Annotated in this window: 20 protein-coding genes; 14 read left to right on the forward strand and 6 right to left on the reverse strand. The window is 64.8% G+C overall.

Features of this window, described 5'->3' with window-relative positions; translation table 11 throughout:
• Positions 1 to 68 precede the first annotated feature (68 nt).
• Positions 69 to 1133 (forward strand): methyl-accepting chemotaxis protein, encoded by a 1065-nt coding sequence (locus tag ACE3P0_RS18635; RefSeq protein WP_374404278.1) that lies wholly within the window; start codon positions 69 to 71, stop codon positions 1131 to 1133.
• A gap of 99 nt (positions 1134 to 1232) precedes the next feature.
• On the opposite strand, the gene ybiB is transcribed toward ACE3P0_RS18635, so the two are convergent.
• Positions 1233 to 2144: a DNA-binding protein YbiB gene (ybiB, locus tag ACE3P0_RS18640; RefSeq protein WP_374404279.1), complete on the reverse strand. Its 912-nt coding sequence runs from the start codon at positions 2142 to 2144 to the stop codon at positions 1233 to 1235.
• A gap of 88 nt (positions 2145 to 2232) precedes the next feature.
• Here ybiB and ACE3P0_RS18645 point away from each other — a divergent pair, with 88 nt between their 5' ends.
• The 3 genes from ACE3P0_RS18645 (at position 2233) to ACE3P0_RS18655 (ending at position 4602) form a co-directional block, all read left to right on the forward strand.
• Positions 2233 to 3120 (forward strand): NAD(P)-dependent oxidoreductase, encoded by an 888-nt coding sequence (locus tag ACE3P0_RS18645; RefSeq protein WP_374404280.1) that lies wholly within the window; start codon positions 2233 to 2235, stop codon positions 3118 to 3120.
• Positions 3120 to 3629, forward strand: a complete 510-nt coding sequence (locus ACE3P0_RS18650) for an LEA type 2 family protein (RefSeq protein WP_374404281.1) — start codon at positions 3120 to 3122, stop codon at positions 3627 to 3629. The genes ACE3P0_RS18645 and ACE3P0_RS18650 overlap by 1 nt, the downstream gene beginning before the upstream one ends.
• A 112-nt stretch (positions 3630 to 3741) precedes the next feature.
• On the forward strand, positions 3742 to 4602 hold the full coding sequence (locus tag ACE3P0_RS18655) for a hypothetical protein (protein ID WP_374404282.1): 861 nt from the start codon (positions 3742 to 3744) through the stop codon (positions 4600 to 4602).
• A gap of 25 nt (positions 4603 to 4627) precedes the next feature.
• Here the strand turns inward: ACE3P0_RS18655 and ACE3P0_RS18660 are convergent, their stop codons facing one another.
• The 3 genes from ACE3P0_RS18660 to ACE3P0_RS18670 form a co-directional block, all read right to left on the reverse strand.
• The gene (locus ACE3P0_RS18660; protein WP_374404283.1) at positions 4628 to 5266 is read right to left on the reverse strand and encodes a class II aldolase/adducin family protein; all 639 of its coding nucleotides are present in this window, start codon (positions 5264 to 5266) and stop codon (positions 4628 to 4630) included.
• Complete coding sequence (mtnA, locus tag ACE3P0_RS18665) at positions 5263 to 6303, reverse strand: S-methyl-5-thioribose-1-phosphate isomerase (RefSeq protein WP_374404284.1); 1041 nt, start codon at positions 6301 to 6303, stop codon at positions 5263 to 5265. Before mtnA ends, ACE3P0_RS18660 begins: the two co-directional genes overlap by 4 nt.
• A gap of 65 nt (positions 6304 to 6368) precedes the next feature.
• The gene (locus ACE3P0_RS18670) at positions 6369 to 8597 is read right to left on the reverse strand and encodes a putative bifunctional diguanylate cyclase/phosphodiesterase (RefSeq protein WP_374404286.1); all 2229 of its coding nucleotides are present in this window, start codon (positions 8595 to 8597) and stop codon (positions 6369 to 6371) included.
• 191 nt (positions 8598 to 8788) lie between these two features.
• Here ACE3P0_RS18670 and ACE3P0_RS18675 point away from each other — a divergent pair, with 191 nt between their 5' ends.
• From ACE3P0_RS18675 to ACE3P0_RS18715, 9 genes are all read left to right on the forward strand, one after another.
• A complete protein-coding gene (locus tag ACE3P0_RS18675) occupies positions 8789 to 9943 on the forward strand; it encodes a methionine aminotransferase (RefSeq protein WP_374404287.1) in 1155 nt (384 codons plus the stop codon).
• A 57-nt stretch (positions 9944 to 10000) separates the two neighbouring features.
• Entirely contained in the window at positions 10001 to 10240 is a 240-nt protein-coding gene (locus ACE3P0_RS18680; RefSeq protein ID WP_374404288.1) for a PP0621 family protein, read from the forward strand.
• Complete coding sequence (locus ACE3P0_RS18685) at positions 10240 to 11781, forward strand: PAS domain-containing sensor histidine kinase (protein ID WP_374404289.1); 1542 nt, start codon at positions 10240 to 10242, stop codon at positions 11779 to 11781. Before ACE3P0_RS18680 ends, ACE3P0_RS18685 begins: the two co-directional genes overlap by 1 nt.
• Positions 11778 to 13160, forward strand: coding sequence for a sigma-54-dependent transcriptional regulator (locus ACE3P0_RS18690; RefSeq protein WP_374404290.1), 1383 nt, complete (start codon positions 11778 to 11780; stop codon positions 13158 to 13160). Before ACE3P0_RS18685 ends, ACE3P0_RS18690 begins: the two co-directional genes overlap by 4 nt.
• Before the next feature lie 12 nt (positions 13161 to 13172).
• Complete coding sequence (ampD, locus tag ACE3P0_RS18695) at positions 13173 to 13763, forward strand: 1,6-anhydro-N-acetylmuramyl-L-alanine amidase AmpD (RefSeq protein ID WP_374404304.1); 591 nt, start codon at positions 13173 to 13175, stop codon at positions 13761 to 13763.
• A 245-nt stretch (positions 13764 to 14008) separates the two neighbouring features.
• Entirely contained in the window at positions 14009 to 16864 is a 2856-nt protein-coding gene (locus ACE3P0_RS18700; protein ID WP_374404291.1) for a ribonucleoside-diphosphate reductase subunit alpha, read from the forward strand.
• A 385-nt stretch (positions 16865 to 17249) separates the two neighbouring features.
• On the forward strand, positions 17250 to 18365 hold the full coding sequence (locus ACE3P0_RS18705; protein WP_374404292.1) for a ribonucleotide-diphosphate reductase subunit beta: 1116 nt from the start codon (positions 17250 to 17252) through the stop codon (positions 18363 to 18365).
• A 137-nt stretch (positions 18366 to 18502) separates the two neighbouring features.
• The gene (locus tag ACE3P0_RS18710) at positions 18503 to 19882 is read left to right on the forward strand and encodes a hypothetical protein (RefSeq protein WP_374404294.1); all 1380 of its coding nucleotides are present in this window, start codon (positions 18503 to 18505) and stop codon (positions 19880 to 19882) included.
• Between the two features lie 469 nt (positions 19883 to 20351).
• Entirely contained in the window at positions 20352 to 21089 is a 738-nt protein-coding gene (locus tag ACE3P0_RS18715) for a transglycosylase SLT domain-containing protein (protein ID WP_374404295.1), read from the forward strand.
• A 61-nt stretch (positions 21090 to 21150) separates the two neighbouring features.
• On the opposite strand, the gene ACE3P0_RS18720 is transcribed toward ACE3P0_RS18715, so the two are convergent.
• Both ACE3P0_RS18720 and ACE3P0_RS18725 read right to left on the reverse strand, forming a co-directional pair.
• Positions 21151 to 22335, reverse strand: a complete 1185-nt coding sequence (locus ACE3P0_RS18720; protein ID WP_374404296.1) for a pyridoxal phosphate-dependent aminotransferase — start codon at positions 22333 to 22335, stop codon at positions 21151 to 21153.
• A gap of 77 nt (positions 22336 to 22412) precedes the next feature.
• The gene (locus ACE3P0_RS18725; RefSeq protein ID WP_374404297.1) at positions 22413 to 24245 is read right to left on the reverse strand and encodes a phosphoenolpyruvate carboxykinase (GTP); all 1833 of its coding nucleotides are present in this window, start codon (positions 24243 to 24245) and stop codon (positions 22413 to 22415) included.
• Positions 24246 to 24546: 301 nt separating this feature from the next.
• Here ACE3P0_RS18725 and ACE3P0_RS18730 point away from each other — a divergent pair, with 301 nt between their 5' ends.
• Positions 24547 to 26826 carry an NADP-dependent malic enzyme gene (locus tag ACE3P0_RS18730; protein ID WP_374404299.1) on the forward strand — a complete coding sequence of 760 codons (2280 nt, stop codon included), beginning with the start codon at positions 24547 to 24549 and terminating at the stop codon, positions 26824 to 26826.
• Positions 26827 to 26840: the final 14 nt, after the last annotated feature.

The raw sequence follows: 26840 nt of genomic DNA on the forward strand, positions 1-26840 counted from the left end.
CCCCCGCTTTTTGGGGGGGGGGGGGGGTGCGGGGGGGGGGCGCCCCCCCCGCCGCCGTGCAGGCCAGCGTGTGGCGTAGCGCCGCGGTAGGTGTGCTGGCGGCCATCGTGCTGATCGCCACCGCATTGTTCGTCTATCGGCGCATAGGCCCGCCCTTGCGCCGCGTGGCCTGCGAGGCCGCTGCGATTGCGGCATCCGGCGATCTTTCAAGGCGCATCGACGGCGCCGTAGGGGACGAAATCGGCGATGCGATCGCGGCCTTCGATCGCCTGCTCGCGGTGCAGCAGGGCGTGGTGCGCGATGCCCTGCTCGCGACGCAGGAAACCGCGTTGGCGGTGGAGGCGTTGCAGGCGGTGGGGGCTTCGGTACGAGAGGAGGCTGGCTCGCAACAGCTCATGGCCGAACGCGCGAGCAGCGACTTCGCCGCGGTACGCGACAACATCGCCACCGTCGCCTTGAGTGCAGGGCAGGCGCTGGACCGCGCACGTGTGTCGGGTGAATGCGCGCGCGATGGTGCGCAGCAGGTGCGCGAGGTGGCGGGCGACATCCGGGCGATTGCCGAGTCGGTACATGAAACCGCTCGTGTGGTGTCCTCACTCTCTGATGAGGCGGTGCAGATCGCCACCGTCGTGGGCGAGATCAAGGCGATCGCGGATCAGACCAACCTTCTCGCGCTCAACGCCGCGATCGAAGCGGCGCGCGCTGGCGAGCAGGGGCGTGGTTTTGCGGTGGTGGCCGACGAGGTGCGCAAGTTGGCCGAGCGTACGGCGCATTCGACCGAATTGATCGTAGGCACGGTGGGCCGTATCCGTAACACCATCGATACCGCGGTCGGCGCGATCGACCAGAGCGTGTCGGGCGTGCAGGCGAGCGTGGCGCGAGCCGAACAGGCGGGTGCCGCGGTGGATGAGATCCCGCGCGCAGCCGGTGAGGTGGAATGCGGCATGACGGGGATCCAGCAAGCGCTCGCCGAGCAGCAGGCCGCGACGCAGCGGCTCGATGCGCTGATCGGCGATATCGCTGCTGCGGCGGGGCGCAACGCAGCCAGCGCCGCACGTGCGGCTGCGCTGGCAGAGGATGCGGGCGGCGCAATGAGCCGGCTGGCCGGGTCGGTCGGGCGTTTCACCGTTTAAGCGAATCGCCGCGATTTAGCGGCGGGGCCCGTTGCAAGCTGTTTTCCCCTGCAAGGGGCGCGTGCCACGCGCGTTCAGCGGTCTCCAGCGCGTGCTGCTTCAGGCCCGTGCCAGTTGGGCCAGCGCGCTGACCTGATCGAGGATCGGTTGTGGCACCGCTTGCGCGCCGTCGAGCATTGCGCGGATCTGCGCCGCATTGTCGGCCACCGCGCAGCCTTCGCCGGGCTCGCGCGTCGGATCGCCATCTTCTTGCTCCAACAGCACGCGCGCTGCACCATCGACATAACCCAGCAGGCGGGGCCGACGCCGCGGGTGCGCGTAGGCCTCACCCTCGGTCGCCCGCATCAGCAGCGCGCAGGCGTGTTCCCGGTCGAGCTGCTCGGCCATGCGCTCAAGGTATTCCGGATGGGTCACCGCGATCACCCGCACGCTGTGGCCGCGGCAGGGGTCCAGCAGCTTGGCAAGCGTGTGCCCGCTGTTGCGCAGGCCGACGCGGCGCCGCAGGGCGAGCAGCGCATCCAGCCCGGGGCACAGTGTCGCGACCGGCAGGCACGCGAGGCGACGATCAGCCAGTTGGCGCGCCGCGTCGTCGGTGTCCGCCGCCGGGGTGATACCGAGGGCGCCCAACAGCTCGAAGGGGCTCACGCGGCTCTCGAAGTCGTGCCGCCCCTGGATCAGTACCGGCACGCCTTCGCGCGCGAGCAGCAGCGCCACCAGCGGCATCAGGTTGGCCTGCTTGCGCCCGCCGTTGTAGGTCGGCAGCACCACGCAGCGCGGCCCGGCAGGCACCGCGACCTGTGCGGTGCGCGCGTCCATCGCGCGTTTGAAGCCAGCAAGCTCGTCGGCATCTTCGCCTTTGATCCGCATCGAAAGCAGGATCGCGCCAAGCTCGAGGTCGGGCACGCGCTGGTCTAGGATGTCGCCGAACAGGCTTTCGGCCTGCGCTTCGGTCATTGGCCGTGCGCCCTTGGCGCCTCGTCCGATTTCCTTGATGATCGGGGCGTATTGCATGGAGCGTATCTTTCGTTCCGTGGCTTGGATTTTCTCGCCGGCGGCGCACGCAAGCGCCATGCCGGTGGCGGCATTCTACGGAGGAATCATGAGAGTCGGATTTGTCGGTTTGGGGATCATGGGGCGGCCGATGGCGCTCAACCTGCTCAAGGGCGGGCATGAGGTGGCGGTATGGACCCGCCGCGCAGAGTCGATGCAGCCGCTCCTGATCGCCGGCGCCAAACCCGCCGAATCGCCCGCCGCGCTGGCGCGCGACTGCGACGTGGTGATCAGCATGGTGGCCGACGCGCCGGATGTTGAAGAGGTGGCGCTGGGCGCGCGTGGTGTCGCCGAAGGGGCGGAGGCCGCCAACCGGGTCGATCTGGTGTTCATCGACATGAGCACCATCGCGCCCTCTGCCGCGCGGTCGATCGCCGCCCGAATGGCCGAACGCGGCGTGACGATGCTTGATGCACCGGTGTCGGGCGGCGAGGTCGGTGCGATCGCCGGCAGCCTGACGATCATGGTCGGCGGCCATCAGGCCGCGTTCGAGCGGGCGCGGCCAGTGCTGGAAGGCATGGGCAAGACGGTTACCTGGATTGGCGAGAGCGGCGCCGGGCAGGTGGCCAAGGCGTGCAACCAGATCCTCACCGGCGCCGGCGTGGCAATCGTGGCCGAGGCGCTGCATTTTGCGCGCGCCTCCGGCGTTGATCCGGCGCGGGTCCGCGAAGCGATGCTGGGCGGCTTTGCCTACAGCCGCATCCTGGAGAACCACGGCCAGCGCATGCTCGACCGCAACTTCAAGCCCGGCTTCAAGGCCTGGATGCACCAGAAGGATCTGCGCATCGTGCTCGACGAGGCGCACAAGATGGGCGTGTCCTTGCCCAACAGCGCGGCGACTGCTCAGATGCTCAACGGCGCGGTCGGCTGCGGCATGGGCGAGGACGACTCGATCTCGCTGCTGCGCATGCTCGAAAAAATGTCGGGGCGCGAGTGATGCTGCGCGCCGTCACCCGCCTGCTGATCCTGGGCTGGCTGCTGCTTGCGGCCGGCTGCGCGATCATGGCGCTTGGCCTGCAGAAGCCCGAGGTCAGCGTCGAGGATGTGTCGCTGCTGCCGGGTGGAGGCATGTTGCAGCAGCGCATGCATCTGACGCTACGCGTCAGCAATCCCAACGAGAAGGACATTACCGTTGATGGGCTGACCTTCGGTTTCGAGATCAACGGCCAGAAGGTCGCAACCGGCATGACCGGCCAGTCGGTGGTATTGCCGCGCCTGGGCGAGACGACGGTCGGCGTCGATGTGTCGGCGTCGTTGATCGAACTGCTGGCGAAACTGCCGAAGGTGCTCGAAGGCGGCAAGGCCTTCGGCTACCGGGTGCATGGCGAAGTGCTGACACGCGACTATGGCCGTTTGCCCTTCGACCGCAAGGGCGAACTGTCGATCGACAAGCTCGCCGAGAAGGCCGGCGGTGGCCCGCCGGCCGCCCAGCGTGGGCAGTTCTAGACAAGGCGCGCGACGAGCCTGCTCGCAGCAAGGTCGGCAGCCTGGCCCTGGTGCTGCGGCCCACTGAATCGCTGAGGCTCCGCCTGGCGCAAGGGGCTGAGTGGAGGCCAGCGTGCTGGCGATCTTTTTCGGCGTTTTGAAGGCTACCGTGGCGGTCATGCTGCTCGCGATCGGCGCTGCGGCGCCGCTGCGGCACGCGGCCTATCTGTGGCAACGCCGGGCGCTGTTGTTGCGGGCCTTGCTGGCGATGTATCTGCTGGTGCCTGCGGCCGCTGTGCTGATTGACGCATGGGTGCCGCTCGGCAAGGTCGCGCGCGCAGCCTTGTTGGTGCTGGCGGTGTCTGCCGGGGCGCCGATGCTGCCACGCAAACTCGGCGACATCGGGCGTTCGCCGTATGTCTTCAGTCTTGTGGTGACCTCGTCCTTCCTGGCTGTGGTGTCCGTTCCGGCCTGCGTGCTGATACTGGGGCCGCATTTCGATCTGAACCGCGATGTCGCGCCGCTGCAGATCGCCAGTGCGGTCGCGACGACGATCCTCTTGCCCTTGCTCGCAGGCATGGCGCTGCGTCTGTGCTGGCCCGTATTCTGCGAACGCTGGGTCGACCGCGTGATCGCCGCTACCGGCACGCTGCTGATGGTGATGGGGCTCGCGATGTTGCTGCTGTTCGGCCGCATGTTGTTCGATGTGCCGGCCAGATCCTTTGCCGCCCTGAGCGGCCTGCTGCTCGTCGCGCTGATCATCGGCCATCTGCTCGGCGGCCCTGACCCGGATCAGCGTACCGCGCTCGCGATCACCTGCTCGACACGCCACGTGGGCCTCGCAGTCCTCGTCGCAGCCTCGATGCCCGGCCCCTACGCGGTGCTGTTGGTAACGACCTATCTGCTGTGTTCGCTGGTTGTGACCGTGCCTTACCTTGTGTGGCGAAAGCGCTGGGAGCGGCCCGCCGAGGATGCCGGCGCGCCGCCGCGGTGACGCTCCGTGAGCCGGCGCTGCTTGATCAGCGCACGCCGTAGCCCTTGAACTTTTCCCGCACGCGGGCGATTTCATCTTCCGGCAACAGCACCGGTTCGCCGAGCTGGCAGGCGCGCCAGTACTGTTCGGCAAGGCTTTCGAGTTCGACCGCCAGGGCCTGGGCGTGGCGAAGGTCGCGGCCGGCGACGACCATGCCGTGGTTGCCGAGCAGGCAGCCATTGCGGTCGTCCATTGCGATCAGCGTTGCCTCCGACAGGGCCGTAGTGCCGTAGGTGGCGTAGACGGCACAACGCACATCGTGGCCGCCGAAGCGGGCGACCATGTAATGGAAAGGCGGAATCGTGCGGTGCAGGCAGGCGAGCGCGGTGCAAAACGGGGCGTGCGTGTGGATGATGGCGCCGAACTCCGGGCGTGCGGCGTAGAGGTCGCGGTGCAGTTGCCATTCCGACGAGGGGGCGCGCGGTCCGGCGTAGCTGCCATCTGCGGCGACTGCGACAAAGTCGATGCGCGTCAGCTCTTCCCATGGCAGGCCCGATGGGGTGATCAGCATCCCGTCGCCTTGGCGCACGCTGAGGTTGCCTGCGGCGCCCGGGTTGAGGCCCAGCGCCGCAATGTGACGTGCGCTGGCGAGCAGCGCGTCGCGCAGGGACTCGATGCTGTTCATGCGAGGGCCTCGGTGATGCGGTTGGCTTCGAAGCGACCGCGTTCAGTGAGGATGCCCGCGATGAGGCCCGCGGGGGTGACGTCAAATGCCGGGTTGGCGCAGGGGCCGTCGAAGATGCGCAACTGTGCGGTTTCGCCGGCCTTGTCGAGCCCGTTAAGTACGCACACTTCGTCTGCGCTGCGCGCTTCGATCGGGATCGAGTCTCCATCGGGGCAAGCGGCGTCGACGGTGCTGGTGGGCGCTGCGATGAAGAACGGCACGCCATGCTCACGCGCAGCTAACGCCTTCAGATAGGTGCCCACCTTGTTGGCCGTGTCACCGTTGGCGGCAATACGGTCGGCCCCGGTGATCACGACGTCCACCAGCCCCTGCCGCATCAACAGACCTGCCGCGTTGTCGGCGATCAGTGTGTGTGGCACGCCGCCTTCCGCCAGTTCCCAAGCGGTGAGCAGGCCCTGGTTACGTGGCCGTGTCTCGCTGACCCACACTTCGACCGGCAAGCCCCTGGCGTGTGCGACGTAGATCGGCGCGAGCGCTGTTCCCCAGCCACAGGTGGCGAGCGCGCCAGCGTTGCAGTGCGTCATCACCCGCAACGGGCGACCGAGCCCGGACGCCAGCTCGGCGAGCAGCGCCGCGCCGTGTTCCCCCATGGCCCTGTTGGCGGCAATGTCCTCGGCATGCACCGCCAGCGCTTCGGCCCAGGCTGTGTTCGCGCGCGCATCCGGGGTGATGGCGTGCAGTTTGGCCGCCATGCGGGCAAGCGCCCAATGCAGATTGACCGCCGTCGGGCGCGTGCGCCCAAGGCGGGTCAGCGCGTGCTGCAGCCCGGCGTCGCTTGCGTCAGCGCGCATCGCGATCGCGACGCCGAAAGCAGCGGTGGCGCCGATCAGCGGCGCGCCGCGTACCTCCATGGTTTCGATAGCACTGGCGCAGGCTTCGAGATCGGTGAGGGTGAGCGTCGCGCGCGCGAAGGGCAGGCGGGTTTGGTCAAGAACGGCGATTGCGCCGTCGAGCGGGATAAGGGGTGCGAGTTCCATGCTGCGATGATCGCCGCTCGCTTCGGGCGGGGCAAGCCGCCCGATCAAACCCGTGAGCCTTCGGTTCAGACTTGCGGGCGATGCGTCGCGAGCCAGTCGTGCAGGGCCTCACGCTCCATTGGCCGGGCGTACAGGTAGCCTTGTGCGTCAGGGCAGCCGAGGCTGAGCAGCGTGCTGGCCTGGTCGGCGTCTTCCACCCCTTCTGCGATCACGCCCAACCCCAGCTTACGGCTGAGCTGGATCACCATCTCGGCGACCTGGCGGCAGCGCTGGTTGGTGCACAAGTCCTTCACGAACGAGCGGTCGATCTTCAGGCGGTCGACGCGCAGGCGTTGCAGGTAGGGCAGCGACGAGAAGCCGGTGCCGAAGTCGTCGATCGCGACCTTGACGCCAAGTTGCGCCAGTTCGTTGAGTTTGCCGGCGACGAAGTCGGCGTCTTCCATCGCCATCGACTCGGTGATTTCCAGCTCGATCAGGTTTGGCGTGGCGCCGGTGTCGGCCAGCGCGGCCTTCACCTGGTTGATGAATTCCTGGTGGCGGAACTGCGCGAGCGAAACGTTAACCGCCACCTGCAGGTGAGGGAAGCCGGCCGCCGCGATCTTGGCCTGTTCGTAACAGGCCAGTCGCATGACCCAGTTGCCGATATTCACGATCAGGCCCGAGTGTTCGGCGAGCGGAATGAAGCGATCCGGCGGGATGAAACGGCCGTCGTCGCTGCGCCAGCGAATCAGCGCCTCGACGCCGACCGGCTCGCCGCTCTCGATGCGCACTTGGGGTTGATACATCAGGAACAGGCGTTCGTTGTCGAAGGCGCTGCGCAGACCTTGCAGCAGTTTGACCCGCTCTTCGATCTCGACATTCATGTCGCGTGTGAAGAAACTGTGCTCGCCACGGTGCCTGCTCTTGGCGCGCTTGAGCGCCAGATTGGCGTTCTTCAGCGCGTCTGCACTGCTGCCGTCGGCGTCGCGCAACAGCAGGTAGCCTTGCGTAGCGGAGACCACAATTTCCTGTTCATCGACGATGAACGGGTCGGCAAACACGGCCGACAGCGCAGCGGGCGTTACTGCCGCCACTTCGCCCAGGATGCCGAAGGTGTCGCCCGCGATCCGCGCCACGATTGCGCCGGGAATGCGGTCGCGCAGGCGCAGCGCAACGGCGAGCAGCAACTTGTCGCCGAACTTGTGCCCCAGTGCGTCGTTGGTCTCGGCGAACTCGTCGATATCGACCAGGGCAACGGTGGCGTCGCTCCTGCGGTTGCTCTGGATGCGCTCGTCGATGCATTGCAGGAAGCGCACGCGGTTCGGCAGGCTCGTCAGCGCATCAACGTAGGCGATGTTCTGCAGGCGGCTGAACAGTGCCGTGTTCTCGAAGCCTGCGGCAATGTTGGTACAGAACACTTCGAGCAGATGGCGGTCGATCTCCTCGATGGCATGCGTGCTCTCAAGATAGACCGCGATACGGCGGCCCGATCCAGTCAGCAGCAGCGTGGTGGAGCCGTGGTCGTACTGGTTCTTGCCGGAGGCGAGCGCCCGGTTGAGGTGCTCGCGCACCGTACGATCCGGGATGTCGCGGATCGCGCGATTGATCAGGCCGCTGAACTTGCCGCCTGCCGCGACGACCTGCACACCGTCTTCGCCACAGCCGTTTTCCTGCGCACAGATCAGCCCCTCCGGGGGCAGGCGCAGTAAGGCGGCGAGTTGTGTGATCACGCCGGCGGCAAAACCCTGGATGCCGCGCAGTTCCATCAGTTCGCCGCTGGCGCGCACGATCATGTCCAGCCCGCGACGGTTGGCGTTGATCGCACGGATCTGGTCATAGGAACGGATCGCGACCGTCAGCGTGGTGTAGAGACGGGTGTGGGTGAGTTCGGACTTGGTCTTGTAATCGTTGATGTCGTAATCGCGGATTGCCTGGATCTCGGGCGCGTAACCCGGCTGCCCGGTGCGCAGCACGATGCGGGTTTCCTGCAGGCCGAGCTCTTCGCGGATGATGTGCACCAGCTTCAGCCCCGCGTTCTCGCTCTCCATCACCACGTCGAGCAGGATCACCGCAATGTCCTGCTCGCGCCGCAGGAATTGAACCGTCTCGGCCGCGCTGTAGGTGTGCAGGAACTCCAGCGGGCGCCCGAGGATCGGGGTGCCCTTGAGGGCAAGCTCGGTCGATGCGTGCACATCCTGATCGTCATCAACGATCAGCACACGCCAGACCGCCCCTGTGCCGTGCTCCGCCTCGTCATCGCCTTCCGGCGCAAAGACCAGCTCGTCATCCGCCGCCAAAAGATCGGTCACCGCCATCTCCCCGGTCTGTTTCGGGCTCTTTGCCCATTCAGAGCCTCTCCCCAAGGTAAACGGACGCGCCGCGCATGACTTGAGGCCCCTGCGAAAGCTTACGCCGGAATAGACTTGCGCCTCCACCAACGGTTCTCGGTTACCGCGTCGTCGGGCGCGCGGCCGGGCGTGCGTACAAGTGACCAAGGAGCGCTGATTTGGAGACCCCGGTTCCGATCGAAAGCCGGCTGCCCGATGTGGGCACCACCATCTTTACCGTGATGTCGCGGCTCGCGCAGGCCTGCGGTGCGATCAATCTGTCGCAGGGGTTTCCGGATTTCTCGCCCGATCCGGCGCTGGCTGCGGCGGTGGCCGAGGCGATTGCGGCCGGGCATAACCAGTATCCGCCGATGGCGGGCCTGCCCACGCTGCGCGAGGCCATCGCACGCAAGCTGGAGGTCGAATACGGTGCGCAGTACGACGCGGAGTCAGAGATTACGGTCACCGCGGGTGCGACACAGGCCTTGTTTACCGCCATCGCCGCACTGGTGAGGCCGGGGGACGAGGTGATCGTGTTCGAGCCTGCTTACGATGCCTACGGCCCGGCCGTGCGCCTGCAGGGCGGCGAGCTGCGAAGCGTGGCGCTGCATGCGCCGGACTGGCGCCCGGACTGGACGGCCTTCAAGGCTGCGCTGAGCCCGCGCACGCGGCTGGTGATCGTGAACACGCCGCACAACCCGACTGGTTCCGTGTGGCCACAGGAGGATATGCAGCAACTCGCTGCACTGCTGGATGGCTCTCGCGTGTGCGTGTTAGCCGACGAAGTCTACGAACACATGGTGTTCGACGGCGCCGCGCACCAGAGCGTTGCGCGCCACCCGGCACTGGCGTGCCGGGCAATCGGTGTGTCGAGCTTCGGCAAGACCTACCACGTCACCGGCTGGAAGGTGGGCTATGTCTTCGGGCCCGCAGCCCTGATGGCGGAATTCCGCAAGGTGCATCAGTTCAATGTTTTCACGGTGAACAGCCCGGCTCAAGCGGCCTTTGTGTCGGTCGCGGGGCGGCCGGAAACCTGGCGCGGCCTGGCGGCCTTCTATCAGGCCAAGCGCGATCGGCTGCGGACACAGTTGGCGGCCAGCCACTTCCGGCTGCTGCCGTGTGCCGGCACCTATTTTCAGCTGGTCGACTATCGCGCGATCTCGGATCTGCCGGATACGGCGTTCGCCGAGTGGCTGACGCGTGAAGCCGGGGTGGCGGCGATCCCGGTATCGGTATTCTCGCGGGTGCCGCGCAGTGAGGGGCTAGTGCGCCTGTGCTTTGCCAAGCAGGATGCAACGCTGGACGCGGCTGCAGCCCGGCTGGCTGCGCTCTGAGCGCCCATTGGCGGGTGGTAGACTCGGCGGCTTCTGCATCGCAATGGGATAGCTGCCGTGCGCTACATCTTCCTCTTCCTGCTCGGCCTCTTCGGTATCTGGTGGCTGCGCCGCAAGTTCGACGACGGCGCGTCACGCCCGCGCAATGGCGCCCCTGCAGCCCAGGCGCCCGCCGAACCTGAACGCATGGTGGCCTGCGCGCAATGTGGCCTGCATGTGCCGGAAAGCGAAGGCGTGGCGGAAGGCGGGCAGTTCTACTGCAGCGACGCGCATCGTCGCCTCGGGCCGCACGCCTGATGAGTGCTGGCGCAAGCCATGCGTGGCAGCCGGCCGAGTCGCGCTGGGAATCGCTGCGCTACTACAGTTTCTATCGGCTGATCGTCGCATGCGGCCTGATATTAATCGGTCGCATGTTTTTGGCGGAGGGACGTAGCAGCGAGTGGAGCGGCGTGGTCGCGTTTTACTTGTTCGCTGCAGTGGTGTTGCTGTACTTCCTAAGCGCGCCGCGATCTCGCTTTGAGTGGGTGGTAAATACTCATATCGCAGTCGATATCATCGCTCTTAGTACGCTGATGTACTTAGGCGGTGGCCACAAAGGTGGCCTCCCGTACATGATGATGGTGGTCGTTGCCGCCGGAGGTCTGCTAGGCGAAGGGCGTTTAGTCTTTTTTTATGCCTCTTTGGCCTCAGTGGCGGTGCTGGTGGTTCAGGGGCTGCGTGCGCTGGCTCTTGATGGTGACGCGGTAACAGACATCGCTGCGGTCGGCTTCGTCTGCATCGGTTTTTTTGCCGTGGCGACCGTCGCCCGCCTGCTGGCAACCCGCGCGCTCGCCAACGAGGCGCTGGCGCACCAGCGTGGCGCTGCGTTGCGGCGGCAAGAGCGGGTCAACGAACAGATTATTGCCGACCTTCACGATGGCGTGCTGGTGCTTGATGCCGAGGGCAACGTGATGCAGGCCAATCGCAAGGCGGGCGAGTTGCTGGGCGATCTTCCCCACAATGGCATGCCGATCGAAGTGCTGTCGCCGGAACTCGCGGCGGCGGTCGCGAGCGGCGATGCCGCGGTGCGCGTTGGCGAAGTGGGCAGCCAGGTACGCGTCCGCACTCTGCGGGTGGGCGAGCAGGGCGACACTATCGTCTATCTGGAAGACATGGAGCGCATTGAGCGTGAGGCACAGCAGATCAAGCTGGCGGCGCTCGGGCGCCTGACCGGCGGTATCGCGCACGAGATCCGCAATCCGCTGGCCGCGATCAGTCATGCCAGCGAGCTGCTCGGCGAAGAAAAACGCGCCGAGATGCAGCAGCGGCTGACGCGGATCATTCACGACAATACCCGCCGCATCGACCGCATGGTGCGCGATGTGCTGGAACTGGGGCGGCGCGACCGTGCCACGCCGGAAAGCATCCCGTTGCTGGCGTTTGCGCGCACTTTTCTGGACGAACAGGTGAGTTACGAAGGCCTCGATCCGGCGCTCGTGTTGCTGGAAGGCGGGGCTGCGCTGCGAGTGCGCTTCGACCGCATCCATCTGCAGCAGATCCTGTGGAACCTGCTCGGCAATGCCCGCCGTTATGCAAGCGGTGCGCCAGGCAGCGTTCGTATTCAGGTGCTTGCTGGCGCCGAGGACGAAGTCATGCTGGATGTCATCGACGATGGGCCGGGCGTGCCGCCGGAGGCGCGCTCTCAGGTTTTCGAGCCTTTCTTCACCTCCGACCCGCGTGGCACCGGGCTCGGGCTCTACATAGCGCGTGAGCTGGCGCAGGCCAACGCGGCCGAACTCGATCTCTGCGAGTCGCGCGGCGGCGCGCATTTCCGATTGATCGCCAAGGGGGTTGCATGAGCAGTGCAAGTGAGCGACGCAGCCATATCGATGCGGCCGTACTGATCGTCGACGACGAGGCCGACATCCGCGAGTTGCTGGAACTGACGCTTTTGCGCATGGGGCTCGGCGCCGATGCGGCGGGTACGCTGGCCGAGGCGCGTGCGCTGCTTGCAGAGCACCGCTACAGGCTGTGCCTGACGGACATGCGTTTGCCGGATGGCGATGGCCTGACCCTGGTGCGCGAAATTGCACAACACCACCCCGAGCTGCCGGTTGCGGTGATCACCGCCTACGGCAGCATGGAAAATGCGGTGACCGCCTTGAAGGTGGGGGCCTTTGACTACCTCTCCAAGCCGGTCTCGCTCGAACAGTTGCGCGCGCTGGTCAAGTCGGTGTTCGATCTGCCCAAGCGCACCAGTGACTCCCGCCCGGTCGGCGCGAGTTCGCTGACGGGCGAATCGCCGACCATGCAGCAGGTACGCAGCATGATCGAGCGCCTGGCGCGCAGTCAGGCACCGGTCTACATCAGCGGCGAATCGGGCAGCGGCAAGGAGCGCGCCGCGCGCCTGATCCACGAATACGGTGCGCGTGCGGCGAAGCCCTTTGTGGGCGTCAACTGCGGTGCGATCCCTGAGAACCTGATGGAAAGCGAGTTCTTCGGTTACCGCAAAGGCGCATTCACCGGTGCCGATGCTGACCGCGACGGCTTCTTCCAGGCAGCCAATGGCGGCACGCTGTTTCTCGACGAAGTGGGCGATCTGCCGCTGCCAATGCAAGTGAAACTGCTGCGGGCGATTCAGGAGAAGCGGGTGCGCAGGGTCGGCGACACCGCCGAACAGCCGGTCGATCTGCGCATCATCAGTGCGACGCATCGCAACTTGAAGGATCTGGTGGACCAGGGCCACTTCCGCCAGGATCTGTTCTATCGCCTCAACGTCATCGAGCTGCGCATGCCGGCCTTGCGCGAGCGTCGTGAAGACATCCCGGCACTGGTTGAGGCATTGCTCGGCAGACTCGCGCAGGAGGCCGGGCTGCCGGTGCCGCGTGTCGATGATGCGGCCACGGCGGCGCTGCTCGCTTACGCTTTCCCCGGCAACGTGCGGGAGCTGGAGAACATCCTCGAGCGCGCGCTAGCGTTGCACAGCGGTCAGTGCATCACGGTTGAGGATCTCCATCTCGAGCCGCGCGACGAGGAGGGGGGGCTGAATGGTGTTCCTGGCGGCGGGGTCGCGCTTGAGCGCGAGTCTTTGCAAGACTATCTCGACCGCGTCGAGCGCCAGGCCATCAACGAGGCGATCGCGAAGACCGACGGCAACCGCACCGCTGCAGCACGCTTGCTTGGGGTGACCTTCCGTTCCCTGCGCTACCGCATGGAGCGGCTCGGGATGAAGGAGTAGGCGACGGTGGCCATGAAGCTGCGCGGCGCGCCGATTGATTTCTCGCCTGCGTTGGCGCCGGGATTGGCGTCGATCGACGAGGCCGGTCGTTTGTCCGGCGCCCGCTTTGTCGCGTCGCCCAATTTCGATGCCCGCCCGGAGGGCTGCGCCATCGACCTGATCGTGATCCACGCGATCAGTCTGCCGCCGGAGTGCTTTGGCGGGCCGGGGGTGGCGCAACTGTTCACCAACTGCCTCGACCCGCAGGCGCATCCGTACTATGAAGGCATTCACCACCTGCGCGTCTCGTCGCACTTCCTGATTCGGCGCGACGGCAGTATCGAGCAATTCGTGCCGACCACCGAGCGGGCCTGGCATGCCGGTGTCTCCAACTGGAATGGCCGCGAACGCTGCAACGATTTCTCGGTCGGCATCGAGCTCGAAGGCAGCGACACCCAGCCCTTCGATGCAGCGCAGTATCCTGCCCTGGCCGCACTGGTTCGAGCGATTGTGCGGCGCCACCCGATTACCGATATCGCCGGCCACAGCGACATCGCGCCCGGTCGCAAAACCGATCCGGGGCCGTTTTTCGACTGGCCCCTGCTGACTACACTACTGCGCTGATTCGCGCGACGCTCCCATCGTCATCGCTGCTTGCGAGGACTACACACGCCGCATGGAGCCTGGGCTCAGGCCTCATTTTCGGGCTGCTCTTGTCGCATTGCCGCAATTCTGTTTCTTGCGTGAACCGGGGTTTGATAACTAGAATTAGTGAAATTGATTGGCTGCCATACTAGATATAGTATGGTTGGTAAACGAGTGTGCTGCCGGAGCAGTTTTCCGAGCAACCCCAATAACAGGAGAGATCGATGCAGGTTATCGCCAACGAAGCGGCTGCCAGCCCGGCACTGTCCGCGCTGCCGCCCGATGCCGCCAGCGAGGCGGAGCGCTATGCCGACTACAAGGTCATTCGACGCAATGGCGCGGTGGTTGGCTTCGAGCCGTCGAAGATCGCAGTGGCCGTCACCAAGGCCTTCCTCGCGGTCGAAGGGTCGCACGGTGCGGTCTCGGCCCGCGTCCGCGAAGTCGTTGGCAGCCTCACCGAACAGGTCGTGCGTGCCCTGGTTCGTCGTCAACCGAATGGCGGCACCTTTCACATCGAAGACATCCAGGATCAGGTCGAGCTGGCACTGATGCGCTCTGGCGAGCACGACGTCGCACGCGCTTATGTGCTGTATCGCGAGAAGCGCGCCGCCGAGCGCGCGCAGAAGGCCAAGGCGGCGCCACAGTCCGCCGCACTGCACGTCACGCACCGTGGCGAGCGCCGCCCGCTGGATCGCTCCGCGCTGGCAGATCTGGTGTCGGCTGCCTGTGCCGGCCTTGGCGAGCAGGTGCAGGCCGATGCCATTCTCGACGGGGCGCTGCGCAACCTGTACGACGGCGTGCCGCTCGACGAAGTGCGCAAGGCGCTGATCCTTTCTGCGCGTACCCTGATCGAGAAAGAGCCTGCCTACGACCATGTCACTGCGCGGCTGCAGTTGCATGTGATTCGCGATGAAGTACTCGGCGAAGAGGTCTCTCATGCCGAGATGGTCACGCGCTACGCCGAGTACTTCCCGCGTTACGTGAAGCTGGGCATCGAGGCTGAGCTGCTCGACCCGAAGCTGGCGCAGTTCGACCTTGCGCGCCTCGGCGCCGCCATCGTCGCCGGCCGAGACCTGAAGTTCGGTTACCTCGGCCTGCAGACGTTGTACGACCGCTATTTCCTGCACATCGAAGATCGCCGCATCGAACTGCCGCAGGTCTTCTTCATGCGCGTCGCAATGGGCCTCGCGCTCGGCGAGATCGACCGCGAGGCGCGCGCGATCGAGTTCTACAACGTGCTGTCGCAGTTCGACTTCATGAGCTCGACGCCGACGCTGTTCAACGCCGGCACGCTGCACTCCCAGCTCTCGTCCTGCTACCTGACGACCGTCGACGATAGCCTCGACGACATCTACCAGGCGATCAAGGAAAACGCGCTGCTGCAGAAGTTCGCCGGTGGCCTTGGCAACGACTGGACCCCGGTGCGTGCGCTGGGTGCGCGGATCAAGGGCACCAACGGCAAAAGCCAAGGTGTGATCCCCTTCCTGAAGGTGGTGAACGACACCGCGGTGGCGGTGAACCAGGGCGGCAAGCGCAAGGGCGCGGTCTGCGCGTATCTGGAGACCTGGCACCTCGACATCGAGGAGTTCCTCGAACTACGCAAGAACACCGGCGACGACCGCCGCCGCACGCACGACATGAACACCGCGAACTGGATTCCGGATCTGTTCATGAAGCGGGTAATGGAGGGCGCCGAGTGGACCCTGTTCTCGCCCTCTGATGTGCCGGATCTGCACGACAAGTTCGGCCGCGCTTTCGAAGAGGCCTACGTCGAGTACGAACGTCGCGCAGACCGCGGCGACATCAAGCTCTTCCGTCGCATGCCGGCGCTGCAACTGTGGCGCAAGATGCTGACGATGCTGTTCGAAACCGGCCACCCTTGGATCACCTTCAAGGACCCGTGCAACATCCGTTCGCCGCAACAGCATGTGGGCGTGGTGCATTCGAGTAACCTTTGCACCGAGATCACGCTGAACACCTCGGACTCCGAGATCGCGGTCTGCAACCTCGGTTCGGTGAACCTGCTCGCGCATCTGGGTAAGGATGGCGAGCTCGATCACGACAAGCTGCGCCGCACCATCCGCACCGCGATGCGCATGCTCGACAACGTGGTCGACATCAACTACTACGCTGTCGGCAAGGCGCGTAACTCGAACCTCAAGCATCGTCCGGTGGGCCTCGGCATCATGGGCTTCCAGGACTGCCTGCACGCCAAGCGCATCCCGTATGCGTCGGAGGACGCGATCGCGTTCGCCGATCGTTCGATGGAAGCAGTGTGCTACTACGCCTACTGGGCCTCGACCGACCTGGCCGAGGAGCGCGGCCGCTATTCGAGCTTCAAGGGCTCGCTGTGGGACCGCGGCATCCTGCCACTCGACAGCCTCAAGCTGCTGGCCGAAGAACGTGGCGGCTACCTTGAGGTCGACACATCAAGCACGCTGGACTGGGACGCGCTGCGCCGCCGCATCGGCGAGGTCGGCATGCGCAACTCGAACTGCGTGGCGATCGCGCCGACCGCGACGATCTCCAACATCATCGGGGTCGATGCTTGTATCGAGCCGACGTATCAAAACCTCTACGTCAAGTCGAACCTCTCGGGCGAGTTCACCATCGCCAACGAGTCGCTGGTGCGTGACCTGAAAAAGCTCGGCCTGTGGGACGAAGTGATGGTCGCCGACCTCAAGTACTTCGACGGTTCGCTCGCGAAGATCGACCGCGTTCCCGACGAACTGCGCCGCCTCTACGCCACCGCGTTCGAGGTTGAGCCGAAGTGGATCGTCGAGTGTGCAGCGCGTCGCGCGAAGTGGATCGATCAGGCGCAGTCGCTGAACATCTACATGGCCGGCGCATCGGGTCGCAAGCTCGACGAGACCTACAAGCTCGCGTGGCTGCGCGGCCTTAAGACCACCTACTACCTGCGCGCGCTGGGTGCGACCTCGGCCGAGAAGTCGACCGGCCGCGGCGGCGAGTTGAACGCAGTGCCGGTCAGTGGTGGTGTGAGTGCGGCGGCTGCGGAAGCGGTATCGGAACCTGCGAAGTTCTGCAGCATCGATAACCCCGATTGCGAAGCCTGTCAGTGAGGTCGACGCGTACTGACTGAGCGCGGCCACGCGACGCATGAGTCGAGTGCTCGTGTGTTGCGTGGCGCATCGCTGGATCTTCGTCATCCACGTTGTCCATCGCACGAGATTTGCACGTGCGCTTGATCTCTGCTTCGTCGTCTTATGCGCGTGATTGCTGCGCAGTGTGTTTGCTCTTTGCAACAGGGCCTCGCGGAGAGCCGCGCGCAGCAAGGCTTTCAGCGCGTCGCTCGGAGATCAAGCATTCATGCGGGTTTCCGCGTGGCGACTCATTTCGGGTGACGCACGACTTCGCGGAAAGCCGCGCCAGCCGGGCCTCTCCGCGAATCATCTGCTTGCAGAATTTTGTTGCTCGAATCAAAAATTTGAACTAAAGGATATTGGCATGCTGAATTTTGACGACGACCTCGTTTCCGCAAACCGCACACAGCCCCGCGTGGTTGAGGCAGGGGCATCGTCTTCTGTGGCAGGGCGCGATGACGCGCGTCGGATCAACGTTGCCGACAAGCGTGTCATCAACGGTGCGACCGACGTCAATCAGCTCGTTCCGTTCAAGTACAAGTGGGCGTGGGAGAAGTACCTCGCCACCTGTGCGAATCACTGGATGCCGCAAGAGGTGAACATGGCGCGCGACATCGCGCTGTGGAAGGACCCGAACGGCCTCACCGAAGACGAACGTCGCATCGTCAAGCGCAACCTCGGTTTCTTCGTCACCGCTGATTCGCTCGCCGCGAACAACATCGTGCTCGGCACGTATCGTCATATCACTGCGCCCGAGTGCCGGCAGTTCCTGCTACGTCAGGCCTTTGAAGAAGCGATCCATACGCACGCCTACCAGTACATCGTCGAGTCACTTGGGCTCGACGAAGGCGAGATCTTCAACGCCTACCACGAGATCCCGACGATCCGTGCGAAGGACGAGTTCCTGATCCCCTTCATCGAGACGCTGACCGATCCGGAATTCAAGACCGGTACGCCCGAGGCCGATCAGCAACTGCTGCGTTCGCTGATCGTGTTCGCCTGCATCATGGAAGGCCTGTTCTTCTACGTCGGCTTCGCGCAGATCCTCGCGTTGGGTCGCCAGAACAAGATGACCGGCGCCGCTGAGCAGTACCAGTACATTCTTCGTGACGAGTCGATGCACTGCAATTTCGGCATCGACCTCATCAACACCATCAAACTCGAAAATCCTCATCTGTGGACGCCGGCCTTCCGCGACGAGATCCGCACGCTCATGCAGCGAGGCGTCGAACTCGAATACCGCTATGCCGAGGACACCATGCCGCGCGGCGTGCTGGGCCTGAACGCGTCGATGTTCAAGGAGTACCTGCGATTCATCGCCAACCGTCGTTGCCAGCAGATCGGCCTCGATGCGATCTATCCCGGCGCGGAGAACCCGTTTCCGTGGATGAGCGAAATGATCGACTTGAAGAAGGAGCGCAACTTCTTCGAGACGCGGGTGATTGAGTACCAGACGGGAGGGGCGCTGAGTTGGGATTAAGTCGCCTGATGTCCTCTCCCGTTCCGGATCGGCTGCACAGTTTTTCCCAAACGCCGCACTCAGTGCGGCTGCGGCGCGCCACACACGCGTGGTGACGTGCGCAATGACTGACCCACGACGCTACGATGGAGGGTGACATGGCAACAGCAAAAAGCAGTGACAAGTCCAAGAAGGCAGCGGCTCCGAAGGCCGCCGCCAAGCCGGCCGCGAAGAAGGCTGCGGCCAAACCCGCAGCCAAGCCCGCAGTGAAGAAGGCTGCGGCGCCCAAGGCGGCAGCGAAACCGGCTGCCAAGCCGGCCGCAAAGAAAGTTGCCACCAAAGCCACGGCGAAGCCAGCGGTGAAGGCGGCAGCAAAGCCCGCGACCAAGGCCGCAGCAAAGCCGGCGGCTAAGAAAGCCGTAGCGGCGAAGCCGGCTGCCAAGAAGGCTGCCGTCGCCAAACCGGCGGCGAAGAAGACTGCCGTTGCGAAGCCCGCCGCCAAGAAGACTGCTGCGGCGAAGCCCGCGGCAAAGGTGACCGAGCGCAAGACCACCATCAAGCGGCCAGTTGCGACCAAGGCTGCACCGAAGCCCGCAGCCAAAGCTGCACCGAAGGCCGCCGCAAAGCCGACGGCCAAGAAGGCTGCAACCACCAAGGCCGCTGCCAAGTCGGCCGCCAAGAAGGTCGCGACCAAGGCTGCGCCGAAGGCTGTAGCCAAAGCCGCGCCCAAGGCGACCAAGGCCGCAGCCAAGCCTGCGGCGAAGAAGGCCGCACCCAAGGCCGCAGTGAAGAAAGCCGCCCCGAAGGCTGCAGTGAAGAAGGCGGCGCCGAAGGCCGCCCCGAAAGCGGCAGCCAAGGCTGCAGCGAAGCCGGCCGTGAAGAAGGCGGCGGCAAAGCCCGCCAAGAAGGCTACCGGCACCGCCGCGGCAGTGAAGAAGGCCGTCGTCAAGGCTGAGAAAGTCGTCAAGAAGACTGCAGCAAAGAAAGTGACCGCCGCAAGAAAAGTGGTCGCTAAGGCTGAAAAGGCGGTCGAGAAAGTTGCCAAAAAAGCGGCAACAAAAGCCACTGCGGTGAAGAAGGCTGTCACCAAGGTCGTCGCGAAGGCCGAGAAGGCCGTGGCGAAGGCGGTTGAAAGCGCCGCCAAACCTGCTGCAAAGAAAGCGGCAACCAAGCCGGCAGCCAAGCCTGCGGCGAAGAAGGCAGTGGCTGCGAAGCCCGCGGTTGCCAAGCCCGAAGCACCGAAGACCGAGGCTGTGAAGCCGGCCGCGAAGCCTGCCGCCGAGAAGAAGCCCGCTGCGAAGAAAGCCCCTGTGAAGAAGGCTGCGGCACCGGCCGCACCGGCGCCTGCCGCTGAGGCCGCAAAGCCCGCCGCCGAACCGGCGAAAGCCGCAGAGGCGCCGGCCGCTGAGGCTGCCAAGCCGGCTGAAGCGCAACCGGCCGCTGAAGCCAAGCCGTCTACCGCGGCAACTCCGGGCCTAAAGTCATCGCTGAATCCGACCGCAGCGTGGCCGTTCCCGACGGGGTCGCGCCCGTCCTGACCGCACGGGGTTTCGTTCTACAAAGGCACGTGCTTGCACGTGCCTTTTTTATTGGCTTTCACCGTGATGTGCGCCCACGACGCGCGCTTGCCAATGGTTTACGATTAGCCAGATGTCATCATCCTTGCTGGGCGCGGATTGGCGCCGGATTGACAAAACCGAATCGAATCAATAGACTGCGCTTCGTCTGGTTGCGATCGATACATCGCAGTAGTTCATTCAGCGAAGCGAACAGACCGCCAGCTTCTGTTTCGTTCCAAGCAGTTCTTCGCGTTTTTTAGTCGGTGAATCGTCTGGTTGCGGCGGCTCACCTTGATCGACCCTTGACCACTTTGCGCGGTGTCGCCCGCGCGCTGACAACACGGCCTCACCGGAATCACACCGAGCCTACGAGCTTGGGTGCCGGCGTGTCTGCGTGCCTGTCAGATCAAACGGGCGAGTTATCCGTCAGAGCCTCAGAGGAGGAATGATGATCTACGCAACTCGCGTCGCGGCAGCAGCCCGGCACGTCGGTACATTTGTTCTGCACTTCGCCCATGGCAGCCTGCTTGTAGCGGGCTTGGTGGTGACAGTCGTTCTCGGTATGCGCGTATTCGATCAGGGCTTGAGTGGTTTGCCGCTCAACAGTCTGTTCGGCCGTGCCGAAGCGAGTGTCGCTGCGGAGGATGCGCTGTCGCCAGCGGATCTGACTGCGGTGGAGCAGGACCCGGTGGTTGTCGATCCTGAACATCCGGATCGTCTTTCGCCTGAAATGGAACGCGTGACCGAGTATCTCGCCCGTCGTTACAAGGTGGCCCGCGCGGCCGTCGAACCGCTGATCGTGTCGGCGCAAAAGGTGGGTCAGTCCGTGGGCCTGGATCCGTTGCTGATTGTCGCCGTGATGGGTATCGAATCGAGCTTCAATCCGTTCGCGGAGAGCCCGTTCGGTGCGCAGGGGCTGATGCAGATCGTGCCCCGTTTCCATCAGGACAAGTTCGACGACAAGGCGGGCGATGCACCGCTGCTCGATCCGACCGAGAACATTCGTGTCGGTGCCCAGGTGCTCAAGGAGTACATCCGCCGCAACGGTTCGTTGACTGCTGGCCTGCAGCAGTACGGCGGCGCGGCCGATGATCCGGCCGAGGGTTACGCTAACAAGGTGATTGCCGAAAAGCAGCGCCTGCAACTGGCGATGCGACAGGGCGCCAAACTCGCACTGGCAAAGTAAGCGTTCGCGCTACCTGCCCCACACAGAACGCCGGCCTAGCGCCGGCGTTCTGCTTTTGAGGCTAGCCGAGCGCCTGCTTCATGCGCGCCAATGCCTCCTCGATGCGCGCTTCGTCCGTGGTGTAGGCAAAGCGCAGCCAGCGCTCCGGCGACTGCTGTCCAAAGTCGATGCCGGGCGTTGCTGCGACGCCGGCCGTTTCGAGCAAGTGATGCGCGAAAGCTGCGCTGTCCTTGGCGTGTTGGCTGACGTCTGCATACACATAGAAAGCCCCCTCGGGTTCCGCAGGCACGTCAAAGCCGAGTGCCCGCAGGCCGGCGCAAAGCACGTCGCGTCGGCGGGCAAATGCGTCGCGTCGCTGTTCGAGGATTGCGATCGTCTCGGGCGTGAATGCGGCGAGCGCAGCGTGTTGAGCGGGCGTCGATGGGCTGATGAAGAAGTGCTGCGCGAGCTTTTCAAGATCGCGCACATAGGCTTCCGGCGCCACCAGCCAGCCGAGTCGCCAGCCAGTCATGCCGAAGTACTTCGAGAAGCTGTTGATCACGAAGCAGGGGTGAGGCATTGCGAGTGCGGTGCTGGGCGCTACGCCGTAGCTCAAGCCCTGATAGATCTCATCGACGATCAGTGCGCCATTGCGTTCCGAGACGAAGCCGGCCAGCTGCTCAAGCAATGCCGGCGAGATCAGCGTGCCGGTGGGGTTCGACGGGCTCGCCACCATCAGGCCGCGCGTATGCGCTGCCCAGGCTTGGCGGACCTGTTCGAGCGTCGGTTGGAAGGCGTCATGTGCGTGAACCGGCAGCGCCTGCGCGATGCCCTCAAACGCGCGTACGAAGTGGCGATTGCACGGGTAGCCGGGGTCTGGCACAAGCCACGCGTCGCCCGGCTGCGTGAGCGCTGCGAGCGCCAACAACAGTGCGCCCGATGCGCCCGCGGTGACGATGATTCGCGACGCGGGCACAGCAACGCCGAAGCGTGTCGCGTAGTAAGCCGAAATCGCCTCGCGAAGCGCCGGCAGGCCCAGCGCGGGTGTGTAGCGGACCTGGCCTTGGGCGAGGAAGCGCTGGGCGGCGTCGACGACCGGTGCGGGTGTCGGGAAGTCCGGCTCGCCAACCTCCATGTGGATGATGTCGCGTCCGCTCGCTTCGAGTGCCTGCGCGCGGGCGAGCAACTCCATCACATGGAAGGGTTCGATTTCACGTGCACGGCTTGCGAGGGGGCCGGCAGATAGCGTTGGGGTGTGTTCGGACATGGCATTACTGTACGCCGCTCGGGGCGCCAAAGAAAAAGCGCCGCCCGAGGGCGGCGCCTGATGCGTGGCTTTGAGATTCAGCTGCCGATCGCTTCTTCGAACAACTCGCGTTGCAAGGCAAGCGTGCGCGGCAAGCGTGCGCCGAGCTTGTCGAACCACTCCTTGTGCAGGCCCAGTTCGCTGCGCCACGCGCGCGCGTCGATCGCGGTCAGTGCTTCAAACTCTTCGCGCTTGATGCCAAGCCCGGACCACTGGATGTCCTCGTACTTCGGCATCCAGCCGAGCGCAGTCTCGCGTGCGCCGACGCCGCCTTTGGCGCGATCGACGATCCATTTCAGCACGCGCATGTTGTCGCCGAAGCCGGGCCACATGAAGTCACCGTTCTCGTTCATGCGGAACCAGTTAACGCAGAAAATGTGCGGCGCGTGCTCGACCGTGTGGCCGATCTTCAACCAGTGGTTGAAGTAGTCGCCCATGTGGTAACCGCAGAACGGCAGCATCGCGAACGGATCGCGGCGTACGACGCCTTGCTGGCCGAACGCGGCGGCGGTGGTTTCCGAACCCAGCGTGGCGGCCATGTAGACGCCGAAGTTCCAGTTGAAGGCCTGGTACACCAGCGGCACGGTGGTCGCGCGGCGGCCGCCGAACACGAAAGCCGAGATCGGCACGCCCTTCGGGTCTTCCCAGTCGGCGTCGATCGACGGGCACTGGTTTGCTGGTGCGGTGAAGCGCGAGTTCGGGTGCGCTGCCTTGCGGCCGCAATCGGGCGTCCAGTCCTGGCCGGTCCAGTCGATCAGGTGCTGCGGCACTTCCTTGCTCATGCCCTCCCACCACACGTCGCCATCGTCGGTGAGTGCAACGTTGGTGAAGATCACGTTCGCGTGCAGGGTTGCCATCGCGTTGCGGTTGGTCTTCTCGTTAGTGCCGGGCGCGACGCCGAAATAGCCAGCCTCGGGGTTGATCGCGTAGAGTCGGCCGTCGGGGCCGGGCTTGATCCACGCGATGTCGTCGCCAACCGTGGTGACCTTCCAGCCGTCGAAACCTTCCGGCGGAATCAGCATTGCGAAGTTGGTCTTGCCGCATGCAGACGGGAAGGCTGCTGCGACATAGCTCTTCTCACCCTGCGGGTTCTCGACGCCGAGGATGAGCATGTGCTCGGCGAGCCAGCCTTCGTCACGCGCCATCGTCGAAGCGATACGCAGCGCGAAGCACTTCTTGCCCAGCAGAGCATTACCGCCGTAGCCGGAGCCGTACGACCAGATCTCGCGCGTCTCGGGAAAGTGGCAGATGTACTTGGTGGTCGGGTTGCAGGGCCAGCGGGAATCCTTCTGCCCCGGTTCGAGCGGCGCGCCGATCGAGTGCAGGCAGGGCACGAAGTCGCCGTTCTCGCCGAGCACGTCGTACACCGCGCGTCCCATGCGGGTCATGATCCGCATGTTCACTACCACGTAGGGTGAATCGGTGATCTCGACGCCGATCTGCGCAATCGGGCTGCCCAGCGGGCCCATCGAGAACGGGACCACGTACAGCGTACGGCCGCGCATGCATCCGCTGAACAGGCTGTTCAGCGTGGCTTTCATCTTCTCCGGCGATTCCCAGTTGTTGGTCGGGCCGGCGTCATGCGGGTCGGAACTGCAGATGTAGGTGCGGTCTTCGACGCGCGCCACATCGGACGGATCGGACCACGCGAGGAAGGAATTCGGCCGCTTGGCAGGATTGAGGCGGATCATCTGACCCGCTTCGACCATCTCGTCGCACAGGCGGGCCGACTCCTCCTCGGAGCCATCGCACCACATGATCCGATCGGGTTGGGTGAGGGCGGCCACTTCGGCCACCCATTGTTTGAGGCGGGCATGGCGGACGAAGGCAGGCGCCGCACTGAGCGCCGCTTCGGGAAGGCGTGTAGTCATGAGTCTCTCCTGGTTACCACGTGTTCGATGGCACGCCCGGCCCCCTCGGAGGAGATCCGACCGTGGCCCGGCGTCGGTGGGAGGAGAGAAACGACGCTGGAGCACCCGCACGAAAACTTTTGTTTTTCGGGTGTGCGGGCTGGAAGTTCTGCTTGAACAGTTGTTTGAAGTCTACGCCGCGGGTCTGATCAGCACAACTACGTACTTCACCCAGTGTCGCTGGCAACTAGAATCCTGCCGCGAACTCGAATAACCCGGATTTTGTCGCGTACGCGACAGAACACCGCTCAGGGAGACACCGATGGACGACCGCCTCAAAGCCGCTGCACTCGAATATCACCGCGCCGGGCGCCCCGGCAAGATTGCAGTGACGCCGACCAAGGCGCTGACAAACCAGCAGGATCTTTCGCTCGCTTACTCGCCCGGGGTCGCTGCGGCCTGCGATGCCATCGTCGCCGACCCGGCCGAAGCCAGCACACTGACTGCGCGCGGCAACCTGATCGGCGTGGTGACCAATGGCACGGCAGTGCTGGGTCTTGGCAACATCGGGCCGCTCGCGGCCAAGCCGGTGATGGAAGGCAAGGCGGTGCTGTTCAAAAAGTTTGCCGGCATCGACGTCTTCGATCTCGAATTTTCGCAGCCGGACCCGGACAAGCTGATCGAGACGATTGCCTCGCTGGAGCCGACTTTCGGCGGCATCAACCTCGAAGACATCAAGGCCCCCGAGTGCTTCTACATCGAGCGCGAATTGCGCAAGCGGATGAACATTCCGGTCTTCCACGACGACCAGCACGGCACCGCGATCGTGGTCGGCGCGGCGCTGCTGAATGGCCTGCATCTACTTGGCAAGGATTTGTCGCAAATCAAACTTGTGACCTCGGGTGCGGGCGCCGCGGCGCTCGCCTGCCTCGATCTGTTGGTGATGCTGGGGATTCCGGTGGAGCACATCTGGGTAACCGATATCGAAGGGGTGGTCTACGAAGGGCGCCCGGTGTTGATGGACCCTGTGAAGGATCGCTTCGCGAAGAAGACCGACGCCCGCACGCTCGCCGATGTCATCGAAGGCGCCGATGTATTCCTTGGTCTCTCGGCGGGCGGCGTGCTCAAACCGGAGATGGTGGCGAAGATGGCGCCCAACCCGGTGATCCTCGCGCTGGCGAACCCGACGCCGGAGATCCTGCCGGAGCAAGTCAAAGCGGTGCGCGATGACGCGATCATCGCGACCGGCCGTTCGGACTATCCGAACCAGGTGAACAACGTGCTGTGCTTCCCGTTCATCTTCCGCGGTGCGCTCGACGTGGGTGCGACCACGATCACCGACGAGATGAAGCTCGCTGCGGTGCGCGCGATCGCCGAGCTGACCCGCGCCGAGCAAAGCGACATTGTCGCAGCCGCCTACGGCGAGAAGGTGGTCGGCTTCGGGCCTGAGTACATCATTCCGAAGCCCTTCGACCCCCGCCTGATCGTCAAGATTGCGCCAGCGGTGGCGCAGGCGGCGATGGATTCCGGCGTCGCGACACGACCGATCACCGACTGGGAAGCCTACCGGCAGAGCCTGAACAATTTCGTGTGGCAATCCGGCCTGATCATGAAGCCGGTGTTTGCCGCCGCGAAGCGGGCGCCCAAGCGCATCATCTTCGCCGAGGGCGAATCGGAGCGGGTGCTGCGCGCCGTGCAAACCGTGGTGGATGAGGGGCTTGCGCGGCCGATCCTGATCGGGCGGCCGGACGTCATCGCCCGCTACATCGAACGCTTCGGTCTGCGCCTGCGGCCCGAGCTCGATTTCGAAATGGTCAATCAGGATGACGACCCGCGCTACCGCGAACTGTGGACCCACTACCACGCGCTGATGGAGCGGCGCGGTGTGTCGGTGGAGTACGCGAAGCGCGAAGTGCGCCGACGCGCGACGTTGATCGGCGCGCTGATGCTCAAGTTCGGCTATGCCGACGGCCTGATCTGCGGCACCTCGGGGCTTCACCAGGTGCACCTGAAGTTCGTCGAGACGGTACTCGGTCGCGCCGAGGGCGTTGGCAGCTGCTATGCGATGAACCTGCTCGCGCTGCCGGGCCGCACGGTGTTCCTGTGCGACACCTACATCAACTACGACCCGAGCGTCGAACAACTGGTCGAGATGACCTGCCTCGCCGCGGAAGAGGTGCGCCGCTTCGGCATCCAGCCGCGCGTCGCGCTGCTGTCGCATTCGAGTTTTGGCACCGACGACACGCCGACCGCCGAGAAGATGCGGCGGGCGCTGGCGCTGCTGCATGAACGCCATCCGGGCCTTGCGGTGGAAGGTGAGATGCATGGCGATGCGGCGCTTGATGCCGGCATCCGCCTGCAGGTGTTCCCGAACGCCCGCATGCGCGAGGACGCGAATCTGCTGATCTTCCCGACGCTGGACGCAGCCAACATCGCCTTCAACCTGCTGAAGACTTCGGCGGGAGATGGCATGACGGTGGGCCCGATCCTGCTCGGCTCGGCCAAGCCGGTGCACATCCTGACGCCGACCGCGACGGTGCGCCGCATCGTGAACATGACCGCGTTGACGGTGGTGGAGGCCGGGCAGTCGCGCGGCCGATAACTTTGCCGCAGCGT

It is taken from the genome of Niveibacterium sp. (assembly GCF_041909475.1).
Classification (GTDB): domain Bacteria; phylum Pseudomonadota; class Gammaproteobacteria; order Burkholderiales; family Rhodocyclaceae; genus Niveibacterium.